A 21082-nucleotide genomic window follows, 5' to 3' on the forward strand; every position below is an offset into this window, starting at 1 on the left:
TTAGCCTCTATTTTGGCCGAACCTGGTACGGTGGTTGGGCCGAGCTGGATTTGCGATGATCGACGGTCAATCCAAGGAGTCCCTGTCCATGTCCATCGAATGGATCTGCAAGCACCATACCGACCTCACCAAGGAACAACTCTACGCCATCCTGCAACTGCGCACCGCAGTGTTCGTGGTCGAGCAACGCTGCCCCTACCAGGAGGTCGACGGGCTGGATCTGTGTGGCGACACCCTGCACCTGATGGGCTGGGACGGCGAGCAGTTGGTGGCCTACCTGCGCTTGCTCGACCCACAATCACAGAGCGGTGAGGTGGTTATCGGGCGGGTGGTGACGGCCGCAGAGGTGCGCGATCAGAAATTGGGGCACCCCCTGCTGCTCAAGGGGTTGGAGGCGGCCGAGCATTGCTGGCCCGGCACCCCGGTGTACTTGTCTGCGCAGGCTCATCTGCAAGCGTTCTACGCCCGGCATGGCTTCGTGGTGGTGGGCGAGGAATACCTCGAGGACGACATTCCTCATATCGGCATGCGCAAGGGCTGAAAGCGCCGGGGGCGCGTCACCTTCAAGGCCAGTAGGAGCGTTGCCCCACTGCGACCACACAGAGATCACGGATAGCCCAGCACATCCCTGATCTGGCGCAGGTGCTGGATGATCCACTGCTTGTCGATCGCCCCCCAGTCACGAATCCGGTAATGCCCGGCATGGTTGCGTGCCCCGGCCTGCTGCTCGAACTCGCAGACGATGTCCAGGTCAGCCAGCGCGGTGATGGTGTCCTGGGCGGTACGCCGCGGCATGCCGGTGGCCTCCATCAAGGCCGGCACGCTGGTGGCGGTCTGGCTATCGATCAACCAGGCCACGTACAGGCGGCGGTAAAAGCTGCTGCGAGTCTTGCTCACTTCCATGGTCATGGGGTACGTGTCCCTCAGGTGTTGCCCGGCAGCTCCCGATAGGTCAGGTAGACGCGCAGGTCGAATTCCAGTTGATGGTAGTCCGGTTCCATGTGCTGGCAGAGCTGGTAGAACGCCTTGTTGTGATCGCGCTCCCTCAGGTGCGCCAGCTCATGCACCACGATCATGCGCAGGAACTGCGGCGCTGCCTCGCGGAACAACGAGGCGACGCGGATCTCCTTCTTCGCCTTGAGCTTGCCGCCCTGCACCCGCGATACCGCCGTGTTCAGGCCCAATGCACGGTGGGTGAGGTCCAGGCGGTTGTCGAACAGGACCTTGTCCAGCGGCGGCGCACTACGCAGGTACTGCTGCTTGATCTCTTGGGCATAGCCGTACAGGGCCTTGTCGCTCTGCACGTCATGGCGTTCGGGATAGCGCTGGCGCAGGTAGTCGCCCAGGCGATCGCTGGCGATCATCTGGCGCACCTGTTCCTGCAGGTGCGGCGGGTAGGCTTGCAGGTAACGTAGGGCAGTCATGGCAGGCGGGTCGGCACAAGGAGACGCGAGTTTAGCCAATCACGAGGCCCATGGGAAAACCGCCGGGAAGTTGCCAGCATCCGCAGCGGTCATCGGCCGCGCCACCAGGAAGCCTTGTACGTAGGCGCAACCGTTGTCCTTGAGCCATTCGGCCTGGGCCTGGGTCTCCACCCCTTCGGCGATCACGGTGATGCCATAGGCCGCGCACAGGCCGATGACACTGCGCGCCAGGGCGATATCGGTGGCCGAACCCGGTAGACGCGCCACCAGATGGCGATCCAGCTTGAGGGTGTCGATGGGCAGGTCGCGCAGCATGCGCAACGAGCAGTCGCCGGCGCCAAAGTCGTCCAGCGCCACGCGGATACCCAAGTCGCGCAGGCGGTGCACCTGTTTCACCGCTGCGTCAATGTTGTACATCAGCGAGGTCTCGGCCACCTCTACCTCGAGCTGGGAAGGCTGCAGTTGTTGCTCATCGATCACCCGCGCCAATTCATCCACCAGCCCGGGCATGGTGAACTGTGCGCGACTGAGGCTGATGCCCAGCACCAGCTCGGGGCCGAAGCGCTCGCCCCAGAGCCGGCGCTGGGCCGCGCCCTTGCGGTAGATCCAGCTGGCCAGGCGGTTGATCAGGCGGGCCTCCTCCAGCAGTGGGATGAACAGCCCTGGCGGCACGTCGCCGACACTCGGGTGCTTCCAGCGCAGCAAGGCCTCGAAGCCCCGCAGCCGGCCATCGTCGAACGCCACCTGCGGCTGGTAGACCAGGCTGAAATCGTTCTGCTCGATGGCCGTGCGCACGCTGTCTTCGAGCATCAGCCGCGAGCGGGCGCGACCGTTCAGTTCCTGGTCGTAGAACCGATACTGCTGGCGCCCAGCCTGCTTGGCGGCGTACATCGCGGCATCCGCCGCGCGCAGCAGCCCTTCGACATTGGCCCCGCAGTCGGGGTAGGTGGCGATGCCTATGCTGACCCCCAGGCTGACGTCCAAGCCATCCACTTGCTGGAAGCTCGACATGCGTTCCAGCAACTTTTCGGCATGGCGCCCAGCCTGCTCGGGGTACGGCAGGCCATCGAACAGCGCGGTGAACTCGTCTCCGCCCATGCGCGCCAGCAACGCCTCGCTGCCCAGGCACTCCTTGAGCTGCTCGGCGACCCAGCGCAGCACCTTGTCACCGGCATCATGGCCCAGCAGGTCGTTGATCCGCTTGAAGCCGTCCAGGTCCATGTACATCAGGGCCTGGGCCTTGTCCGAGCGTTCGCTGCGCAACAATGCGCCCTCGGCGGCCTGGTAGAAACCCCGACGGTTGAGCAGGCCAGTCAGCGGATCGGTCACCGCCTGGTATTCCAGTTGCTGGTGCAGGCTGCGCACCACCGACATGTCCAGCACCGTCACCACCATGGCCTTCTGTTCGGCCGGCAACGGCGCGCAGGACAGCGCCACCGGCACCAACTGCCCGGCCAGGGTGCGCAATTGGGCGTCATGCACGCGGAAAATCTGCCGCCCGAGGTAGGCCTGGTAGAAGTCCGACTCGTGCCACAGGCTGGCGCAGGGCAACTGGATCAAGTCCAGCACATGGGCACCCTGCAGTTTTTCCACAGGCGCATCGAGTAGCCGCGAGATGGCCGGGTTGGCGAAACCTATGGTGCCCGCCTCGTCCACCACCAGGATGCCCTCGGCGGCGTTTTCCAGGATCGAGGCGTTGAACGCCCGCGCTGCCTCCAGCTCACGGGTTAGCCGCTGCAACATGCGCCGGTTGCGCTGCTGTTCCAGCAGGGCCTGCACCTTGGGCTTGAGAATTTGCGGGTCGAAAGGTTTGAACAGATAGTCCACCGCACCACTGGCGTACCCCTTGAGCACGGCGGCTTCGGATTGTTCGTTGGCGGTCAGGAAAATGATCGGCGTCAGCCGCGTGCGCTGGCTGCCACGCATCAGCCGGGCGACCTCGAAACCATCCATTTCGGGCATCTGCACGTCGAGCAGGACCAGGTCGACGTCGTGTTCGAGCAGGGCGCTCAGGGCTTCCATCCCTGAGCTGGCAGTCACGACCTGCCAATCCTGGCGGGACAGCAAGGCCCGCATACTGATGAGGTTCTCCGGATAGTCGTCTACGACCAGCAGCACCGAACTGCTTTCCGGGGTATATGAATAAGCGCCATCCATGTTGCTTCTCTAAGTAAGTCCGACTGCGACTTGCGATTGGATCCGATGGTTACTCTAGCCCCGGCGGGCAAAGACGCAATGGCTGCAGATGGCTATAAGCCATGCGTGATGGTGTTAGCCGACTAACGGTAGAACCGTGCTGGATGGCGCCGGCTGACTGGGGGCCCAGGCACAAAAAAACCCGCATCGCTGCGGGTTTTTTCGAGCAGTGCCGGATCAGTTGATCTTGGCCGCGAGTTCGCCCTTGGCATAGCGCTGGAACATGCCTTCCAGGGAGATCGGCTTGATCTTCGAGGCGTTGCCGGCGGTGCCGAAGGCTTCGTAGCGAGCGATGCACACGTCACGCATGGCCTTGACGGTTTCGCCGAAGAACTTGCGTGGGTCGAACTCGCTCGGGTTCTGCGCCATCAGGCGACGCATGGCGCCGGTGGAAGCCAAGCGCAGGTCGGTGTCGATGTTGACCTTGCGTACACCGTACTTGATACCTTCGACGATTTCTTCGACCGGTACGCCATAGGTCTCTTTGATGTCGCCACCGTACTGGTTGATGATCGCCAGCCACTCTTGCGGCACCGAGGACGAACCGTGCATCACCAGGTGGGTGTTGGGGATGCGCTTGTGGATTTCCTTGATGCGGTCGATCGCCAGCACGTCACCGGTCGGTGGCTTGGTGAACTTGTAGGCGCCGTGGCTGGTGCCGATGGCGATGGCCAGGGCGTCCACCTGAGTCTTCTTGACGAAGTCGGCGGCTTCTTCCGGATCGGTCAGCATCTGGCTGTGATCCAGCACGCCTTCGGCGCCGATGCCGTCTTCTTCACCGGCCATGCCGGTTTCCAGCGAACCCAGGCAACCCAGCTCGCCCTCTACCGAAACGCCGCAGGCGTGCGCCATGGCAACGGTCTGCTGGGTAACGCGAACGTTGTACTCGTATTCGGTCGGGGTCTTGCCGTCTTCGCCCAGCGAGCCGTCCATCATCACCGAGCTGAAGCCCAGCTGGATCGAGCGCTGGCACACGTCAGGGCTGGTGCCGTGGTCCTGGTGCATGCACACCGGGATATGCGGGAACTCTTCGATGGCCGCCAGAATCAGGTGGCGCAGGAATGGGGCACCGGCGTACTTGCGGGCACCGGCGGAAGCCTGGACGATGACCGGAGAGTCGGTCTTGTCGGCGGCTTCCATGATGGCGCGCATCTGCTCGAGGTTGTTGACGTTGAAAGCCGGCACGCCGTAACCGAACTCGGCGGCGTGGTCCAGCATCTGGCGCATGCTAATGAGTGCCATGGTGTATCTCTCTCCCGACAAGCGTCGTTTGTTTCGTGCAAGCCTGCCGCAGGGGCGCTTGCTGTTCAAGTAGTGTGGGCCACCTGCGCGGCCCGGCCAGTCACGGTGCCTTGCAGCCCCGCCCAATCAGATCGTTGGTCGCCACCCAGTACACCAGGCCTTCCTCGCCCTTGGTGTGGAAGGCCAGCATGCCATCGCTGTACAGCGCGCCCGAGGCGCCCGGCTCGGCCTTGAGCCGGTAGACCTGGTCAGAGCCGCCAAGGCGCACGTCAACCGCGTCCTGCTGTGCGTCGGCGAAGCGCCAGAGCACTTCGGCCTGGCTGTCGCAGACCCAGCGGGTCCAGTTATCCGCCGGGGCGGGTTTGGCCGGTTGCAACAGCGCGCAGCCTGCCAGGGGTGCCAAGGCCAACAGGGCCAGTAGCGCTTTCATCCGCTAAACCTCGTCGGGGGCTGCTGTGCAGCCCCAATGTCCAAGACCACAAAACCTGCGTTAGGTTGCCCAGGCCCCGATCAAGGGCAGCCCGGCGCCTTGCGCTGGTGTTCGTCGTCGTACTTTTCCAGGCCATCCGGGCCCAAGCGCTTGTTGATCACCGGTACTGTTTCGGCCTGCCACTGGGACTGGTAGCAACCGCCCTTGGGCGGCTGCGCCGGATCGGCATCGCTGCCCTTGCCGCTGGAACAGGCGCCCAGCAGCATGGCCACGATCATCACAGGCAATTGCTTGACCATCAGGTCGCTCCCTTTGCCAGGCGCCGTCAAAATCAGGCCTTGGCCCGCTCTTCCAGGATTGCCACCGCTGGCAGGACCTTGCCCTCGACGAACTCGAGGAACGCACCGCCACCGGTAGAAATGTAGGAGATATCGGCACCGACACCATACTTGTCGATGGCGGCCAGGGTGTCGCCACCACCGGCGATGGAGAACGCGGCGCTGTCGGCGATGGCCTTGGCCAGCACCTTGGTGCCGTTGCCGAACTGGTCGAACTCGAACACGCCGACCGGGCCGTTCCACAGGATAGTCTTCGAGGTCTTCAGCAGCTCGGCGAACTGCTCGGCGGTTTTCGGGCCGATGTCCAGGATCATGTCGTCGGCGGCCACATCGGCAATCGACTTGACGGTGGCTTCGGCGCTCTCGGCGAATTCCTTGGCGACCACCACGTCCACCGGCAGCGGCACGCTGACCTTGGCGGCGATGGCCTTGGCGGTCTCGACCAGGTCAGGTTCGTACAGCGACTTGCCGACCGGGTGGCCGGCGGCAGCCAGGAAGGTGTTGGCGATGCCGCCGCCGACGATCAGCTGGTCGCAGACCGCGCTCAGGCTGTTGAGCACGTCCAGCTTGGTCGACACCTTGGAGCCGGCGACGATGGCGGCCATCGGCTTGGCCGGGGCCTTCAGGGCCTTGCCCAGGGCGTCCAGCTCGGCAGCCAGCAGTGGGCCGGCGGCGGCGACCTTGGCAAACTTGGCGACACCGTGGGTGGAACCCTCGGCGCGGTGGGCGGTACCGAAGGCGTCCATGACGAACACGTCGCACAGGGCGGCGTACTTCTGCGCCAGCTCGTCGGCGTTCTTCTTCTCGCCCTTGTTGAAGCGCACGTTCTCGAACAGCACCAGGTCACCGGCCTGCACCTGGACACCGTCGAGGTAGTCGGCAACCAGCGGCACGTCGCGGCCCAGAGCCTTGCTCAGGTAATCGGCGACCGGCTTGAGGCTGTTCTCGGCAGAGAACTCACCTTCGGTCGGGCGGCCCAGGTGCGAGCAGACCATCACCGCCGCGCCTTTTTCCAGGGCCAGCTTGATGGTCGGCAGCGCTGCCAGGATACGCGCGTCGCTGGCTACCACACCGTCCTTCACTGGGACGTTGAGGTCTTCGCGGATCAGTACGCGCTTACCTTGCAGGTCGAGGTCGGTCATCTTCAACACGGTCATGAATGCAGTCCTTCAGGGCTGTTTGCTGCGGGTTGGGTGAACGACGCGCAGATAGTGTTCCGCGACGTCGAGCATACGGTTGGCGAACCCCCATTCGTTGTCGAACCAGGCCAGCAGATTCACCAGGCGAGGGCCGGAAACGCGGGTCTGGCTGGCATCGACGATGGCCGAATGCGGGTCATGGTTGAAATCACAACTGGCGTGGGGCAGCTCGGTGTAGGCCAGCAGGCCCTTGAGCGGGCCATCCAGGGCGGCCTCGCGCAGCACCCGGTTGACCTCTGCGGCATTGGTGTCGCGGGCGGTCTGCAGGGTGATGTCCAGGCACGACACGTTGACGGTCGGCACGCGTACCGCTTTGGCCTGGATTCGCCCGGCAAGTTCCGGCAGCAGGCGTTCGATACCACGCGCCAGACCAGTGGACACCGGGATCACCGACTGGAACGCCGAACGGGTACGACGCAGGTCCTCGTGGTGATAGGCATCGATCACCGGCTGGTCGTTCATCGCCGAGTGGATCGTGGTGATCTGCACGTACTCGATGCCGAACGCCTGGTCCAGCACCCGCAACAGCGGCACGCCGCAGTTGGTGGTGCAGGAGGCGTTGGACACCAGCAATTCGCGACCGGTCAGGCAATCCTGGTTGATGCCATAGACCACGGTGGCGTCGACATCCGCCTCGCTGGCCATGGGCTGGGAGAACAGCACCCGCGGCGCGCCGGCGTCGAGGAAGCGCTGGCCGTCGGCACGGGTGTTGTAGGCGCCCGAGCACTCCAGCACCAGGTCGACGCCCAGCGCGGCCCAGTCGATGCCTTCGGGGGTGGCGCTGCGCAGCACTTTCACGCAGCCGCCATTGATATGCAGACAATCGCCGTCGACCTTCACCTCGCCGGGGAAACGCCCGTGGGTGGAGTCGAAGCGCGTCAGGTATTCCAGGCTGGCCTGATCGGCCAGGTCGTTCAGCGCGACGATCTCGGAATCGGCCTTCGCTCCCCGCTCGAACAGTGCGCGCAGGACACAGCGGCCGATGCGGCCGTAACCGTTGAGTGCAACTTTGTAGGGACGCGGGTGGGGCATTCGATGGCTCGCTAGCGCATGATGGCTTTTGGGGCCGCGTTGCGGCCCATCGCGACACAAGGCCGCTCCTACAGGGTACGGTGTACGCCATACCTTGTAGGAGCGGCCTTGCGTCGCGAAACGAGGGCAACGCCCTCGCCTCGCACAGTCTGAATCAGTCTTCCAGCAGCTCTTCGGCGGTGCCCAGGATGTTGTCCAGGGTGAAACCGAACTCCTCGAACAGCGCGGAGGCCGGGGCCGACTCGCCGTAGGTGGTCATGCCGATGACGCGACCTTCGAGGCCGACGTACTTGTACCAGAAGTCGGCATGGGCAGCCTCGATGGCGATACGCGCACCGACTTCCAGTGGCAGGACCGACTGTTTGTAGGCAGCGTCCTGTGCGTCGAACACGCTGGTGCTCGGCATCGACACGACGCGGACCTTGCGGCCCTCGGCGCTCAGTTTGTCGAACGCCTGGACGGCCAGGCCCACTTCGGAACCGGTGGCGATCAGGATCAGCTCAGGCTCGCCGGCGCAGTCCTTGAGGACGTAACCGCCACGGGCGATGTCGGCGATCTGCTGGGCGTCGCGGGTCTGGTGCTGCAGGTTCTGGCGCGAGAAGATCAGCGCCGACGGGCCGTCCTTGCGCTCCAAGGCGTGCTTCCAGCACACGGCGGATTCCACCGCGTCGGCTGGGCGCCAGGTGTCCAGGTTCGGCGTGCTGCGCAGGCTGGTCAGTTGCTCGATCGGCTGGTGGGTCGGGCCGTCTTCGCCCAGGCCAATGGAGTCGTGGGTGTAGACGTGGATCACGCGCTGCTTCATCAGTGCCGACATGCGCACGGCGTTGCGGGCGTATTCCATGAACATCAGGAAGGTCGCGCCATAAGGCACCAGGCCGCCGTGCAGGGCGACGCCGTTCATGATCGCGGTCATGCCGAATTCGCGCACGCCGTAGAACACGTAGTTGCCGCTGGCGTCATTGGCCTCGACACCCTTGCAACCTTTCCACAAGGTCAGGTTGGAACCGGCCAGGTCCGCCGAACCACCGAGGAACTCCGGCAGCAGCGGGCCGAAGGCGTTCAGGGTGTTCTGGCTGGCCTTGCGGCTGGCGATGGTTTCGCCCTTGGCGGCGACTTCGTTGATGTAGGCCTGGGCCTTCTCGGAGAAGTCGGCCGGCAGGTCACCTGCATCACGGCGCTTGAACTCGGCAGCCAGTTCCGGGTAAGCCTTGGCGTAGGCGTCGAAGCGCTCGTTCCAGGCAGCTTCGGCCTTGGCGCCAGCGGCTTTGGCGTCCCACTCGGCATAGATGTCGGCCGGGATCTCGAACGGACCGTGGTTCCAGTTCAGTTCCTTGCGGGCCAGGGCGATTTCGTCGTTGCCCAGCGGTGCGCCGTGGCAATCTTCCTTGCCCTGCTTGTTCGGCGAGCCGAAGCCGATGATGGTCTTGCAGCAGATCAGGGTCGGACGGTCGCTCTTGCGAGCGGTGTCGATGGCCATCTTGATCTCGTCGGCATCGTGACCGTTGACGTTGCGGATCACCTGCCAGTTGTAGGCTTCGAAGCGCGCCGGGGTGTTGTCGGTGAACCAGCCGTGCACTTCGCCGTCAATGGAGATGCCGTTGTCGTCGTAGAAGGCGATCAGTTTGTTCAGGCCCAGGGTGCCGGCCAGCGAGGCGACTTCGTGGGAAATGCCTTCCATCATGCAGCCATCGCCGAGGAACACGTAGGTGTTGTGGTCGACGATATTGTGGCCTTCACGGTTGAACTGCGCGGCCAGTACTTTTTCCGCCAGGGCGAAGCCCACGGCGTTGGCGATGCCCTGACCGAGCGGGCCGGTGGTGGTCTCGACGCCCGGGGTGTAGCCGAACTCCGGGTGGCCCGGGGTGCGGCTGTGCAGTTGGCGGAAGGCCTTGAGGTCATCGATGGTGACATCGTAGCCGGTCAGGTGCAGCAACGAGTAGATCAGCATCGAGCCGTGACCGTTGGACAGCACGAAGCGGTCACGGTCGGCGAAGCTTGGGTTGCTCGGGTTGTGTTTCAGGTAGTCGCGCCACAGCACTTCGGCGATATCCGCCATGCCCATGGGGGCACCTGGGTGGCCGCTGTTGGCCTTTTGCACGGCATCCATGCTGAGGGCACGAATGGCGTTGGCACGTTCACGACGGCTGGGCATCGCTGAGTCTCCTGAGGCTTGAATTAGGTGGTGAAGCGAAAAAAGGTGGCCATTTTCGCCCACTGGGGGGGCCGGGGGCAAACTTTTAAGCGCCAAGCGGCAAGCTTCACGCTGCAAGCCACGCTAGACGGACACCCGATACGCTCTTTCTCTTGCAGCTTGGTGCTTGCCACTTGCAGCTTATCGGCAATATCAAAACTTTTTGATATTGGCCTTGCTAGGCTACCGTTGCCTGTCTAGACTCCCGCCCCATGAACCTGCACGCGCCCATTACCCCTCACCGCAGCGAAGAGCTGGCCGCCCTGTGCAAGGCCGGCGGCGATCCGCTGCGCCTGAACGTGCTGCGCGCGCTGGCCAACGATTCGTTCGGCGTACTGGAGCTGGCGCAGATCTTCGGCATCGGCCAGTCAGGCATGAGTCATCACCTCAAGGTGCTGGCCCAGGCCGAGCTGGTGGCCACCCGCCGCGAGGGCAACGCGATCTTCTACCGCCGCGCCCTGCCCGACAGCCAGCGCCTGGGCGGCCGCCTGCACTCGGCGCTGCTCGAGGAGGTCGATGGCCTCGGCCTGAGCCATGAGGTGCAGGCACGTATTGCCCAGGTGCAGCAGCGCCGCGCCGCCACCAGCCAAGACTTCTTCCTCAAGGTCGAAGAGAAGTTCCGCGCCCAGCAAGACCTGATCGCCGGCCTGCCGCAGTACCGCGAAAGCCTGCTGGCACTGCTCGACAAGCTGAGCTTCGAGGCTGGCGCCAGTGCCCTGGAGGTCGGCCCTGGCGACGGCGGTTTCCTGCCTGACCTGGCGCAGCGTTTCGCGCAGGTCACGGCCATGGACAACAGCCCGACCATGCTCGAGCTGGCCCGCCAGGTCTGCGTGCGCCACGCCCTGAATAACGTAAACCTGCAGTTGGCCGATGCACTGGGTGCAACGGATGTGCAAGCCGACTGCGTTGTGCTGAACATGGTCCTGCACCATTTCAGCGACCCGGCCCTGGCCTTGCGCCTGCTGGCCAAACGGGTGAAGGCAGGCGGCAGCCTGCTGGTCACCGAGCTGTGCAGCCATGACCAGGGGTGGGCCCGCGAAGCCTGCGGCGACCTCTGGCTGGGCTTCGAGCAGGACGACCTGGCCCGTTGGGCCAACGCTGCTGGGCTGACCCCCGGGGACAGCCTCTACGTGGGCTTGCGTAACGGTTTCCAGATCCAGGTCCGGCATTTCCAGCGGGCCACTGGCGACACACACATCGGTAAATTTTAGGAACCCCTCGAGATGAGCGAATACTCCCTTTTCACTTCCGAGTCCGTGTCCGAAGGGCATCCGGACAAGATCGCCGACCAGATCTCCGACGCGGTCCTGGACGCGATCATCGCCCAGGACAAATACGCCCGCGTGGCCTGCGAGACCCTGGTCAAGACCGGTGTCGCCATCATCGCCGGTGAAGTCACCACCTCGGCCTGGGTCGACCTGGAAGACCTGGTGCGCAAGGTGATCATCGACATCGGCTACAACAGCTCCGACGTCGGTTTCGACGGCGCCACCTGCGCCGTGATGAACATCATCGGCAAGCAGTCGGTGGACATCGCCCAGGGCGTCGACCGCTCCAAGCCGGAGGACCAGGGTGCCGGCGACCAGGGCCTGATGTTCGGCTACGCCAGCAACGAAACCGAAGTATTGATGCCAGCGCCGATCTGCTTCTCGCACCGCCTGGTCGAGCGCCAGGCCGAGGCGCGCAAGTCCGGCCTGCTGCCGTGGCTGCGCCCGGACGCCAAGTCGCAGGTCACCTGCCGTTACGAAAACGGCAAGGTGGTCGGCATCGATGCGGTGGTGCTGTCTACCCAGCATAACCCTGAGGTTTCGCAAAAAGACCTGCAGGAAGCGGTGATGGAGCTGATCGTCAAGCACACCCTGCCGGCCGAACTGCTGCACAAGGGCACCCAGTACCACATCAACCCGACCGGCAACTTCATCATCGGTGGCCCGGTGGGCGACTGCGGCCTGACCGGCCGCAAGATCATCGTAGACTCCTACGGCGGCATGGCCCGCCACGGTGGCGGCGCGTTCTCCGGCAAGGACCCGTCCAAGGTCGACCGCTCGGCTGCCTACGCCGGTCGCTACGTGGCCAAGAACATCGTCGCCGCCGGCCTGGCCGAGCGATGCGAGATCCAGGTGTCGTACGCCATCGGCGTGGCCCAGCCGACCTCCATCTCGATCAACACCTTCGGCACCGGCAAGGTTTCCGACGACAAGATCATCCAGCTGGTGCGCGAGTGCTTCGACCTGCGTCCTTACGCCATCACCACCATGCTCGACCTGCTGCACCCGATGTACCAGGAAACCGCTGCCTACGGTCACTTCGGCCGTACTCCGCAGCAAAAGACCGTCGGTGACGACACCTTCACCACCTTCACCTGGGAGCGCACCGACCGCGCCGACGCCCTGCGCGACGCCGCCGGCCTGTAAGCCTTCAGCAGCAATGAAAGCCCCTGCCGAGCGATCAGCAGGGGCTTTTTAACATCTGGCACAAAAGACCAAATGGCCAAGAAACATCGCGAAATAACTGATCCTGGGCAAGAAACCGCTACCCAGGGTTTATAAACCGGAAAAACCAAGGCAGGATTTGCCCCTACTTTTTTGCCGCCCGCCCCGTCAAGGAGGCTTTCATGCAACGCACTTCCATTCTCGCCGTGCTGGCAACCGTCGGCCTGCTCGCCGGCGTCGCGCAGGCCGCCCAACCCGATCCCGGCCTGACTGGTTGCGCCGCCAAACGCAGCGCCATCGAAAACCAACTGAAGATCGCCCGTGACCACCGCAATACCGACCAGGTTGCAGGCCTTGAAGAAGCGCTGCGCGGGGTCGAAAACTGCACCGATGCCAGCCTGCGCAAGGAACGCGAGCAGAAGGTGCTCGATGCCCGTCACGAAGTGGCGCAGCGCGAGAAAGACTTGAAAAAAGCCGAGAAGAAAGGCGACTCCGAGAAGATCAACAAGCGCAAGGACAAGCTGGCCGAGTCGCGCAAGGAATTGCAGGAAGCAGTGGACGACCTCGACCGCTGAGCCCCGCGCCAAACGCGGTCAGTGTAGGAGCGACCTTGTGTCGCGAACGGGTCGCGCAGCGGCCCCGGCGATTGACGCATCGAGGCTGAAATCCTGGGGCCGCTGTGCGGCCCATCGCGACACACGGCCGCTCCTACAGGGATTTGCGGCAGCGCCTGGATGTCGAGAGCGTTCGCTACAACATGCCATCAATGATTGCGGAACTCGCTATGACAGGCCTTGCACGCCGCCTCGACCTTGTCCATCGGTGCTTTGAGCTGCGCGGCGTCCAGTGGCTGGCTGCGGGTCACCGCGACCAGCTCGCCGGTGACGCCCTCGAGCTGCCGAGCCAGGTCATGGAACCGCGCCTGACGCTCCCAGACATCCGCCCGTGCGCTGCTGTCACCCTCGTCGCGCACCTGCGGGAAGTGCTGCCACGGCTCATGGGCCAGGGTATCCAGCTTCACCGCGCCCTCGGCGAACTTCACGCCATCGAAGGGCAACCGCCCGCGCAGCATGCCGCCCATGTCTTCACTGGTCTTGAGCATCTGCTTGAAGATCGCCTTGCGCTGGCCCAGCGGCGAGTTGGGGTCGACGCCATCACAGGCGCTCAAGGCAAGGGCGGCGAGCAGTACCACGGTCAATCGCTTGTACATCACGGTCTCTTTGGCCAGGAAAACGGGCGGCCAGTATCGCCCCGCACCGGGCAAAGACCAATAGCCACACAGAAAACAAGGGCGAATATTCATGTTTCGCCCCACACAGGACCGATCCGATGAAATCCGCATTGCGCCATCTCGCCTGGGCCCTGCCGGCCTTGGCGCTGCTGGCCGGCTGCAACGGTGGCGAAAGCGCCAAGCCGCAACCTCACGCCATCGCCACCTACGTACCGGCCACCTGGAAGGACCTGCCCCAGGTCAGCGACGACGACCTGCTGGCCGGCTTCTACGCCTGGCGCAGCGGCTGCGAGAAACTCAAGCGCGACCCAGTGTGGGCCGCCACCTGCGAAGCAGCGGGCAGCGCCATGGCGAGCGCCGCCCAGGTGCGTACCTTCCTCGAGCAGAACCTGCAGGTGTATGGCCTGCGTGCTGCCGACAACAACGCCAACGGCCTGATCACCGGCTATTACGAACCGGTCTACCCCGGCAGCCTGGCACGCACCGAGGCGGCGCAGGTGCCGGTGTATGGCGTGCCCGAGGACATGATCGTGGTCGACCTGGCCAGTGTCTATCCCGAGCTCAAGGGCAAGCGCTTGCGCGGGCGCCTCGAGGGCCGGGTCCTCAAGCCCTACGACACCGCCGAGGTGATCAACCGTGACGGCGCCAAGGCACCGGTGGTGGCCTGGCTGACGGACCCGATGGACTTGCAGTTCCTGCAGATCCAGGGTTCGGGGCGGGTCCAACTGGATAATGGCCGCCAACTGCGCCTGGGCTATGCCGACCAGAACGGCCACCCCTATCGTCCGATCGGACGCTGGCTGGTGGAACAGGGCCAGTTGCCCAAGGAGCAAGTGACCATGGGCAGCATCCACGCTTGGGCCCAGGCCAATCCGCAGCGGGTACCGGAGCTGCTGGCGAGCAACCCCAGCTATGTGTTCTTCAGCACCCGCCCGGACAGCAACGAAGGCCCGCGCGGCTCGCTGAACGTGCCGCTGACTGCGGGCTACAGCGTGGCGATCGACCGCAAGGTGATTCCGCTGGGTAGCCTGTTGTGGCTGTCGACCACACGGCCAGACGGCTCGCCGGTCGTACGCCCGGTCGGCGCTCAGGACACCGGCGGCGCGATTACCGGCGAGGTGCGCGCGGACCTGTTCTGGGGCACCGGGCCCGAGGCCGGCGAGTTGGCAGGGAACATGAAGCAGCAGGGACAGATCTGGATGCTGTGGCCCAAGGGCCAGCCGTTGCCAGAGGTGCCGAAGGCCCCATGACGCCCCCGAACCCCACCCTGTAGGAGCCAGCTTGCTGGCGAACCACGTGCCTCGGTGCATGACACCGGCTATGCCGGTGTTCGCCGGCAAGCCGGCTCCTACGGGCGAATCAGCCCCGCGCGAGGCTAGATCGACACGACAAAGAACGACACGATCAGCGCCATCCCGACGAACCACACCAGCGAACGCAGCACCGCCCAATCCGCCAGGTAGCAGATGATGTAGAGCAGCCGGCTGGTGATGTACATCACGCCCAGCACGTCCTGGGTCACTTGTTCGGCATTGCCGACGATATCGGCCACCAGCACTGCCGCGGCAAACGCGGGAAACGCCTCGTAGCCGTTCAACTGAGCGGCATGGGCCCGCCGGGGCAGCCCTTCGAGCTTGTCCAGGAACGCACGCGGGTCGTGATTGGCACGCAGGCCGAAATACCCGCTGCTGAGTTTGGCGATCAGTGCGCACAGCGGCGGCAGGACCAGCGCGACGAGAATGCACCACAGGGCTACGGTCATCTACAGGACTCCTTGTTCATAGAGATTCGCTTCAGAGCTTCATCACCAGCATGCCGGCCAGCACCAGCCCGCAAGCTAGGAGTCTTGGCCCGCCAAAAGGTTCTTTGAGGTAGCGCATGCCCAACAGCACCACGAGGATCACGCTCAACTCGCGCAACGCTGCAGCTTCAGCCACCGAGCCCAGGTGCATGGCCCAGAGCACCAGAGCGTAGCTGAACAATACGCAGAATCCGACCGCCAGGCCCAGCTTCCATTGGGTTCGCCAGAACAGCATGAACGGCCCACGTCGGGCCACCACGGCCAGCAGCGGGAACGGCCAGGAGCTGAGCAGGCTCAGCCACACCAGGTAATCCCACGGTTTGCCCCACAGGCGTACGGCCTGGCCGTCGAACCAGGTGTAGCAGCCGATGCACAGGCCAATCAGCGCCACCACCGGCAGCATCGACCAGGGCAGGCGGTCGCCGCCGCCGCCCTGCCAAAGCAAGCACGCCATGCCACAGGGGATCAGCAGGATGCCGATGATCTGTTGCTGGCTCAGCGACTCGCCGGCGAAGGCCAGGGTCAGCCCCAGCACCACCAGCGGCGACAGGCCGCGCATCAACGGATAGACCAGGCCCAGGTCGCCAACCCGATAGGCCTGGATCAGCAGAAAGCGGTACAGCTGCTCGGCCAGCGCCGAGGCCAACAGCCAGGGCCAGATCTCGGCGGGCGGGAAATCTACGAAGGCTACCGCCAGCATGGCGAAACTCAGCGCCACCACGTCCATGCTGGCGATCACCAGCAGCCGCTCGGCGCTGAACTTGATCAAGGTATTCCAGGTGGCATGGAGCAGGGCTGCGACCAGTACGAGGGAAGTTGCCAGCACGCCTTGGAATCCTTGTTGTCGTTTGGTGGGGACCACTATATAGCGCCTGGCATGTTATGGCCCATCGCGGGGCAAGCCCGCTCCCACGCCATTGCCTGACAGGAACCAATTGGAGAAATCCGGTCATAAGGTGTGTCCCGAACGCCGCGCCAGATCATCAAAGAACTGCCCGAGCCACTCGGGTAACGACTTGGAAGCCACTGTCACAGGATTCGGGATGCTTGAATTAGTTGCCGCGTTTATCTGCCTCACCACCCTCCTCACTTATGTGAACTACCGCTTCATCGGCCTGCCGCCGGCCATCGGCGTGATGGTCACCGCCTTGCTGTTCTCCCTCATCCTGCAGGGTTTGAGCCTGATCGGCTTCCCTGGCCTGGAAGAACGCGTCGAAGGCCTGATGAACCAGATCGACTTCAACGACCTGCTGATGCACTGGATGCTCTCCTTCCTGCTGTTCGCCGGCGCCTTGCACGTCAACCTCAGCGATCTGCGCAGCTACCGCTGGCCCATCGGCCTGCTGGCCACCCTCGGCGTGCTGATCGCCACCGTGGTGATCGGCTACCTGGCGCACTGGGTGTTCGCCCTGTTCGGCTGGCAGGTGCCGCTGATCTATTGCCTGCTGTTCGGCGCGCTGATCTCGCCGACCGACCCGATCGCCGTGCTCGGGGCGCTGCGTACCGCCAATGCCTCCAAGCCGCTGAAGACCACCATCGTCGGTGAGTCGCTGTTCAACGACGGCACCGCGGTGGTGGTGTTCACCGTGCTGCTGGGCATCATCCAGCTGGGCGAAACGCCAAGCGTCGCCGACACCGCCATCCTGTTCGCCCGCGAGGCCCTTGGCGGTATTGCCTTCGGCGGCCTGATCGGCTACGCCACTTATCGCATGATCAAGAGCGTCGAGCAGTACCAGGTGGAAGTGATGCTGACCCTGGCGCTGGTGATCGGCGGCTCGGCCATGTGCTACGAGTTGCATGTCTCGGCGCCAATCGCCATGGTGGTTGCCGGCCTGATCATCGGCAACCTGGGGCGCAACCTGGCGATGAACGATATGACCCGCCGCTACATGGACGGTTTCTGGGAGTTGATCGACGACATGCTCAACGCCCTGCTGTTCGCCCTGATTGGCCTGGAGTTGCTGCTGCTGCCGTTCAACTGGCTGCACTTGGCGGCCGGTGGCGTGCTGGCGGTGGCAGTGCTGGCCTCGCGTCTGCTGACCGTGGCCCCGGCGATCGTCCTGCTGCGCCGCTGGCGCAAAGTACCGCAGGGCACCATCCGCGTGCTGACCTGGGGCGGCCTGCGCGGTGGCGTATCGGTGGCCCTGGCGCTGTCGCTGCCACAAGGCGAGGAGCGTGACCTGCTGCTGTCGATCACCTATATCGTGGTGCTGTCGTCGATCCTGGTGCAGGGTCTGACGGTCGGCAAGGTGGTGCGCAAGGTCAGCACACAACCTTGAGACTCTGGGGCCGCTGCGCGGCCCTTTCGCGACACAAGGCCGCTCCTACAGTGGATCGCGTGCTCTGTAGGAGCGGCCTTGTGTCGCGAAAGGGCTGCACAGCAGCCCCGGGATCGTCATTCCACCGCAGAGTCCGGGAACTGGTCCTGGATGTACTTGATCTCGGTACGCCCGTGCGCCGCTGGCAGGCCGTCCTCGCCGAGGTTGACGAAGACCATCTTGTCGACCGTGAGAATCGCCTTGCGGGTGATCTTGTTGCGCACTTCGCACTTGAGGGTGATCGAGGTGCGACCGAACTCGGTGGCGGTGATGCCCAGCTCGATGATGTCACCCTGACGCGAGGCGCTGACGAAGTTGATCTCCGAGATGTACTTGGTCACCACCCGCTGGTTGCCCAGCTGGACGATGGCGTAGATCGCCGCCTCTTCGTCGATCCAGCGCAGCAGGCTGCCACCGAACAAGGTGCCGTTGGGGTTGAGGTCTTCGGGTTTTACCCATTTGCGGGTGTGAAAGTTCATCTTTACTCCTGACCGGCTTGGCTAACGTGCAGCCATGATGGCAGACCACCTGGTCACGCTCCATTGAACATCGACTATCGTCTCGATAAATCGACAGAAAGTCTTGGGTGTGTCATCTGCCCACGGCTATAATCTCCGCCGATTCAAATGGCCCCCGCTGGGGCGGCCATCCCGCCACCCGACCGAGGGGCGCTGCAGCAGGTTCGTCCTGTCAGGCTCGGTTGGGGCGTTGTCCGCCAAGCGGACGCTCAACGCACAACGGCGCCCATTCGCACACTACGAATGGAGGCTCTCGATGAGCGCTGTAAACACGCCTGCTGGTTTTTCCGACTTCAAGGTCGCCGACATCTCCCTGGCCGACTGGGGCCGCAAGGAAGTCATCATCGCCGAATCGGAAATGCCGGCACTGATGGGCCTGCGCCGCAAGTACCAAGCCGAACAACCGCTCAAGGGCGCGAAGATCATCGGCTGCATCCACATGACCATCCAAACTGCCGTGCTGATCGAGACCCTGATCGCCCTGGGCGCTGAAGTACGCTGGTCGTCCTGCAACATCTTCTCGACCCAGGACCAGGCCGCTGCCGCCATCGCCGCCGCCGGTATCCCGGTGTTCGCCTGGAAAGGCGAGACCGAGCAGGAGTACGAGTGGTGCATCGAGCAGACCATCCTGAAAGATGGCCAGCCATGGGATGCCAACATGGTGCTGGACGACGGCGGCGACCTGACCGAAATCCTGCACAAGAAATACCCGGCCATGCTGGACAAGATCCACGGCGTGACCGAAGAGACCACCACCGGCGTGCACCGCCTGCTCGACATGCTGGCCAAGGGCGAGCTGAAAGTCCCGGCGATCAACGTCAACGATTCGGTCACCAAGAGCAAGAACGACAACAAGTACGGCTGCCGTCACAGCCTGAACGACGCCATCAAGCGCGGCACCGACCACCTGCTGTCGGGCAAGCAGGCCCTGGTGATCGGCTACGGTGACGTGGGCAAGGGCTCGGCCCAGTCGCTGCGCCAGGAAGGCATGATCGTCAAGGTCACCGAAGTCGACCCGATCTGCGCCATGCAAGCATGCATGGATGGCTTCGAAGTGGTCTCGCCGTTCAAGGACGGCATCAACACCGGTACCGAAGCCGGCATCAACGCCGACCTGCTGGGCCGCATCGACCTGATCGTCACCACCACCGGTAACGTCAACGTCTGCGATGCCAACATGCTCAAGGCCCTGAAAAAGCGCGCCGTGGTCTGCAACATCGGCCACTTCGACAACGAGATCGACACTGCCTTCATGCGCAAGAACTGGGCATGGGAAGAGGTCAAGCCGCAGGTGCACAAGATCCACCGCACCGGCGCTGGCGTGTTCGACCCGCAGAACGACGACTACCTGATCCTGCTGGCCGAGGGCCGCCTGGTCAACCTGGGCAACGCCACCGGCCACCCAAGCCGCATCATGGACGGTTCGTTCGCCAACCAGGTGCTGGCACAGATCTTCCTGTTCGAGCAGAAGTTCGCCGAACTGCCAGCCGCGAAGAAGGCCGAACGCCTGACCGTGGAAGTGCTGCCGAAGAAACTCGACGAAGAAGTGGCCCTGGAAATGGTCCGCGGCTTCGGTGGCGTGGTCACCCAGCTGACCCCGCAGCAGGCCGAGTACATCGGTGTGACCGTCGAAGGTCCGTTCAAGCCGGACGCCTACCGCTACTAAGCGGCAAGTTTGAAGCTGCAAGCGGCAAGATACGGCAGACCGTGTCGTTGCTGCTTGCGACTCAGCCTTGGAAGCTCTTGTAATGCGCCCAAGCCAGATCGGCCATCACCGATCTGGCTTTTACTTGCAGCTTGCCGCTTGAAGCTTGCTGCTTGAGGAACGAGTGATGTCCCAAGAACGCCGCTACAGTTTCGAATTCTTCCCGACCAAGACCGACGCCGGCCACGAAAAGCTGATGGGCGTCGCCCGCCAGCTGGCCAGCTACAACCCGGATTTCTTCTCCTGCACCTATGGCGCCGGTGGTTCGACCCGCGACCGCACGCTGAACACCGTGCTGCAGCTGGAGAACGAAGTGAAGGTTCCGGCCGCCCCGCACCTGTCCTGCGTGGGCGACAGCAAGGACGACCTGCGCGCCCTGCTGGCCGAGTACCAGGCCGCCGGCATCAAGCGCATCGTCGCCCTGCGCGGCGACCTGCCTTCGGGCATGGGCATGGCCAGCGGCGAGCTACGCTACGCCAGCGACCTGGTCGAGTTCATCCGCCAGGAAACCGGCGACCATTTCCACCTGGAAGTCGCCGCCTATCCGGAGATGCACCCGCAAGCACGCAACTTCGAGGCGGACCTGGCCAACTTCGTGCACAAGGTCAAGGCCGGCGCCGACAGCGCCATCACCCAGTACTTCTTCAACGCCGACAGCTACTTCTACTTCGTCGAGCGCGCAGGCAAGCTGGGCGTGGACATCCCGGTGGTGCCGGGCATCATGCCAATCACCAACTACAGCAAGCTGGCGCGCTTCTCCGACGCCTGCGGCGCCGAGATCCCACGCTGGATCCGCAAGCAGCTGGAAGCCTATGCCGACGACACCGCCAGCATCCAGGCCTTCGGCGAGGAAGTGATCAGCCGCATGTGCGAACAGCTGCTGCAAGGCGGCGCTCCAGGCCTGCACTTCTATACCTTGAACCAGGCCGAGCCGAGCCTGGCGATCTGGAACAACCTGAAGCTGCCCCGCTGATGGTCGCGGGCAAGGCATTGGCCCCGGCCAGCGCCTTGCCCATGCCAACACC

Annotated in this window: 21 protein-coding genes and 1 riboswitch; of the genes, 8 read left to right on the forward strand and 13 right to left on the reverse strand. The window is 64.0% G+C overall.

Annotated features, from left to right (window positions below; all coding sequences use genetic code 11):
* The first annotated feature begins 88 nt into the window (after window positions 1-88).
* Window positions 89-541, forward strand: coding sequence for a GNAT family N-acetyltransferase (locus E3U47_RS07460; RefSeq protein ID WP_134690377.1), 453 nt, complete (start codon window positions 89-91; stop codon window positions 539-541).
* Between the two features lie 65 nt (window positions 542-606).
* Here E3U47_RS07460 and E3U47_RS07465 read toward each other — a convergent pair whose 3' ends face one another.
* The 9 genes from E3U47_RS07465 to tkt all read right to left on the reverse strand — a co-directional run bounded on the left by E3U47_RS07465 (window position 607) and on the right by tkt (window position 10013).
* On the reverse strand, window positions 607-903 hold the full coding sequence (locus E3U47_RS07465) for a helix-turn-helix domain-containing protein (RefSeq protein WP_134690484.1): 297 nt from the start codon (window positions 901-903) through the stop codon (window positions 607-609).
* 20 nt (window positions 904-923) lie between these two features.
* Window positions 924-1424: a M48 family metallopeptidase gene (locus E3U47_RS07470; protein WP_023631708.1), complete on the reverse strand. Its 501-nt coding sequence runs from the start codon at window positions 1422-1424 to the stop codon at window positions 924-926.
* Window positions 1425-1463: 39 nt separating this feature from the next.
* Window positions 1464-3581, reverse strand: coding sequence for a bifunctional diguanylate cyclase/phosphodiesterase (locus E3U47_RS07475; RefSeq protein ID WP_134690379.1), 2118 nt, complete (start codon window positions 3579-3581; stop codon window positions 1464-1466).
* A 216-nt stretch (window positions 3582-3797) separates the two neighbouring features.
* The gene (gene fba / locus E3U47_RS07480) at window positions 3798-4862 is read right to left on the reverse strand and encodes a class II fructose-bisphosphate aldolase (protein WP_011536013.1); all 1065 of its coding nucleotides are present in this window, start codon (window positions 4860-4862) and stop codon (window positions 3798-3800) included.
* Between the two features lie 100 nt (window positions 4863-4962).
* Window positions 4963-5292 (reverse strand): MliC family protein, encoded by a 330-nt coding sequence (locus tag E3U47_RS07485; RefSeq protein WP_134690381.1) that lies wholly within the window; start codon window positions 5290-5292, stop codon window positions 4963-4965.
* An 80-nt stretch (window positions 5293-5372) separates the two neighbouring features.
* Window positions 5373-5624, reverse strand: coding sequence for a hypothetical protein (locus E3U47_RS07490; protein ID WP_134690486.1), 252 nt, complete (start codon window positions 5622-5624; stop codon window positions 5373-5375).
* Entirely contained in the window at window positions 5624-6787 is a 1164-nt protein-coding gene (locus E3U47_RS07495) for a phosphoglycerate kinase (protein WP_134690383.1), read from the reverse strand. The genes E3U47_RS07490 and E3U47_RS07495 overlap by 1 nt, the downstream gene beginning before the upstream one ends.
* 12 nt (window positions 6788-6799) lie before the next feature.
* Entirely contained in the window at window positions 6800-7861 is a 1062-nt protein-coding gene (epd, locus tag E3U47_RS07500) for an erythrose-4-phosphate dehydrogenase (RefSeq protein WP_134690385.1), read from the reverse strand.
* Between the two features lie 154 nt (window positions 7862-8015).
* Window positions 8016-10013: a transketolase gene (gene tkt, locus E3U47_RS07505; RefSeq protein WP_134690387.1), complete on the reverse strand. Its 1998-nt coding sequence runs from the start codon at window positions 10011-10013 to the stop codon at window positions 8016-8018.
* 251 nt (window positions 10014-10264) lie between these two features.
* Between tkt and E3U47_RS07510 the strand changes: the two genes are divergently transcribed.
* From E3U47_RS07510 to E3U47_RS07520, 3 genes are all read left to right on the forward strand, one after another.
* Window positions 10265-11263, forward strand: a complete 999-nt coding sequence (locus tag E3U47_RS07510) for a metalloregulator ArsR/SmtB family transcription factor (RefSeq protein ID WP_134690389.1) — start codon at window positions 10265-10267, stop codon at window positions 11261-11263.
* Between the two features lie 12 nt (window positions 11264-11275).
* A complete protein-coding gene (gene metK / locus E3U47_RS07515; RefSeq protein ID WP_134690391.1) occupies window positions 11276-12466 on the forward strand; it encodes a methionine adenosyltransferase in 1191 nt (396 codons plus the stop codon).
* Between the two features lie 200 nt (window positions 12467-12666).
* Window positions 12667-13059, forward strand: a complete 393-nt coding sequence (locus tag E3U47_RS07520) for a DUF1090 domain-containing protein (protein ID WP_134690393.1) — start codon at window positions 12667-12669, stop codon at window positions 13057-13059.
* Between the two features lie 188 nt (window positions 13060-13247).
* Here the strand turns inward: E3U47_RS07520 and E3U47_RS07525 are convergent, their stop codons facing one another.
* Complete coding sequence (locus tag E3U47_RS07525) at window positions 13248-13694, reverse strand: cytochrome c (RefSeq protein WP_134690394.1); 447 nt, start codon at window positions 13692-13694, stop codon at window positions 13248-13250.
* A gap of 119 nt (window positions 13695-13813) precedes the next feature.
* On the opposite strand from E3U47_RS07525, the gene E3U47_RS07530 reads away from it, so the two are divergent.
* A complete protein-coding gene (locus tag E3U47_RS07530; RefSeq protein WP_134690396.1) occupies window positions 13814-14965 on the forward strand; it encodes a murein transglycosylase A in 1152 nt (383 codons plus the stop codon).
* 125 nt (window positions 14966-15090) lie between these two features.
* Here the strand turns inward: E3U47_RS07530 and E3U47_RS07540 are convergent, their stop codons facing one another.
* Both E3U47_RS07540 and E3U47_RS07545 read right to left on the reverse strand, forming a co-directional pair.
* Window positions 15091-15477, reverse strand: coding sequence for an MAPEG family protein (locus E3U47_RS07540; RefSeq protein ID WP_046853941.1), 387 nt, complete (start codon window positions 15475-15477; stop codon window positions 15091-15093).
* A 31-nt stretch (window positions 15478-15508) separates the two neighbouring features.
* Window positions 15509-16342 carry an EamA family transporter gene (locus E3U47_RS07545; RefSeq protein ID WP_134690398.1) on the reverse strand — a complete coding sequence of 278 codons (834 nt, stop codon included), beginning with the start codon at window positions 16340-16342 and terminating at the stop codon, window positions 15509-15511.
* A gap of 217 nt (window positions 16343-16559) precedes the next feature.
* Here E3U47_RS07545 and E3U47_RS07550 point away from each other — a divergent pair, with 217 nt between their 5' ends.
* Window positions 16560-17795 (forward strand): sodium:proton antiporter, encoded by a 1236-nt coding sequence (locus E3U47_RS07550; protein WP_134690400.1) that lies wholly within the window; start codon window positions 16560-16562, stop codon window positions 17793-17795.
* A gap of 116 nt (window positions 17796-17911) precedes the next feature.
* On the opposite strand, the gene E3U47_RS07555 is transcribed toward E3U47_RS07550, so the two are convergent.
* Window positions 17912-18313, reverse strand: a complete 402-nt coding sequence (locus tag E3U47_RS07555; RefSeq protein ID WP_003257757.1) for an acyl-CoA thioesterase — start codon at window positions 18311-18313, stop codon at window positions 17912-17914.
* A 178-nt stretch (window positions 18314-18491) separates the two neighbouring features.
* Window positions 18492-18587: riboswitch (S-adenosyl-L-homocysteine riboswitch) on the forward strand.
* Between the two features lie 21 nt (window positions 18588-18608).
* On the opposite strand from E3U47_RS07555, the gene ahcY reads away from it, so the two are divergent.
* Together ahcY and metF are read left to right on the forward strand one after the other, a co-directional pair.
* Window positions 18609-20018, forward strand: coding sequence for an adenosylhomocysteinase (gene ahcY, locus E3U47_RS07560; protein WP_134690402.1), 1410 nt, complete (start codon window positions 18609-18611; stop codon window positions 20016-20018).
* A 166-nt stretch (window positions 20019-20184) separates the two neighbouring features.
* Window positions 20185-21030, forward strand: coding sequence for a methylenetetrahydrofolate reductase [NAD(P)H] (gene metF, locus E3U47_RS07565; RefSeq protein ID WP_134690404.1), 846 nt, complete (start codon window positions 20185-20187; stop codon window positions 21028-21030).
* The last annotated feature ends 52 nt before the right edge of the window (window positions 21031-21082 follow it).

This window comes from Pseudomonas sp. RIT623, from assembly GCF_004519305.1.
Taxonomy (GTDB): domain Bacteria; phylum Pseudomonadota; class Gammaproteobacteria; order Pseudomonadales; family Pseudomonadaceae; genus Aquipseudomonas.

What these genes read in the sequence shown, in the direction of transcription:
- E3U47_RS07460 (WP_134690377.1), top strand. Translation starts at nt 89, where the DNA reads ATGTCCATCGAATGGATCTGCAAGCACCATACCGACCTCACCAAGGAA.
- E3U47_RS07465 (WP_134690484.1), bottom strand. Translation starts at nt 903, where the DNA reads ATGGAAGTGAGCAAGACTCGCAGCAGCTTTTACCGCCGCCTGTACGTG.
- E3U47_RS07470 (WP_023631708.1), bottom strand. Translation starts at nt 1,424, where the DNA reads ATGACTGCCCTACGTTACCTGCAAGCCTACCCGCCGCACCTGCAGGAA.
- E3U47_RS07475 (WP_134690379.1), bottom strand. Translation starts at nt 3,581, where the DNA reads ATGGATGGCGCTTATTCATATACCCCGGAAAGCAGTTCGGTGCTGCTG.
- fba (WP_011536013.1), bottom strand. Translation starts at nt 4,862, where the DNA reads ATGGCACTCATTAGCATGCGCCAGATGCTGGACCACGCCGCCGAGTTC.
- E3U47_RS07485 (WP_134690381.1), bottom strand. Translation starts at nt 5,292, where the DNA reads ATGAAAGCGCTACTGGCCCTGTTGGCCTTGGCACCCCTGGCAGGCTGC.
- E3U47_RS07495 (WP_134690383.1), bottom strand. Translation starts at nt 6,787, where the DNA reads ATGACCGTGTTGAAGATGACCGACCTCGACCTGCAAGGTAAGCGCGTA.
- epd (WP_134690385.1), bottom strand. Translation starts at nt 7,861, where the DNA reads ATGCCCCACCCGCGTCCCTACAAAGTTGCACTCAACGGTTACGGCCGC.
- tkt (WP_134690387.1), bottom strand. Translation starts at nt 10,013, where the DNA reads ATGCCCAGCCGTCGTGAACGTGCCAACGCCATTCGTGCCCTCAGCATG.
- E3U47_RS07510 (WP_134690389.1), top strand. Translation starts at nt 10,265, where the DNA reads ATGAACCTGCACGCGCCCATTACCCCTCACCGCAGCGAAGAGCTGGCC.
- metK (WP_134690391.1), top strand. Translation starts at nt 11,276, where the DNA reads ATGAGCGAATACTCCCTTTTCACTTCCGAGTCCGTGTCCGAAGGGCAT.
- E3U47_RS07520 (WP_134690393.1), top strand. Translation starts at nt 12,667, where the DNA reads ATGCAACGCACTTCCATTCTCGCCGTGCTGGCAACCGTCGGCCTGCTC.
- E3U47_RS07525 (WP_134690394.1), bottom strand. Translation starts at nt 13,694, where the DNA reads ATGTACAAGCGATTGACCGTGGTACTGCTCGCCGCCCTTGCCTTGAGC.
- E3U47_RS07530 (WP_134690396.1), top strand. Translation starts at nt 13,814, where the DNA reads ATGAAATCCGCATTGCGCCATCTCGCCTGGGCCCTGCCGGCCTTGGCG.
- E3U47_RS07540 (WP_046853941.1), bottom strand. Translation starts at nt 15,477, where the DNA reads ATGACCGTAGCCCTGTGGTGCATTCTCGTCGCGCTGGTCCTGCCGCCG.
- E3U47_RS07550 (WP_134690400.1), top strand. Translation starts at nt 16,560, where the DNA reads ATGCTTGAATTAGTTGCCGCGTTTATCTGCCTCACCACCCTCCTCACT.
- E3U47_RS07555 (WP_003257757.1), bottom strand. Translation starts at nt 18,313, where the DNA reads ATGAACTTTCACACCCGCAAATGGGTAAAACCCGAAGACCTCAACCCC.
- ahcY (WP_134690402.1), top strand. Translation starts at nt 18,609, where the DNA reads ATGAGCGCTGTAAACACGCCTGCTGGTTTTTCCGACTTCAAGGTCGCC.
- metF (WP_134690404.1), top strand. Translation starts at nt 20,185, where the DNA reads ATGTCCCAAGAACGCCGCTACAGTTTCGAATTCTTCCCGACCAAGACC.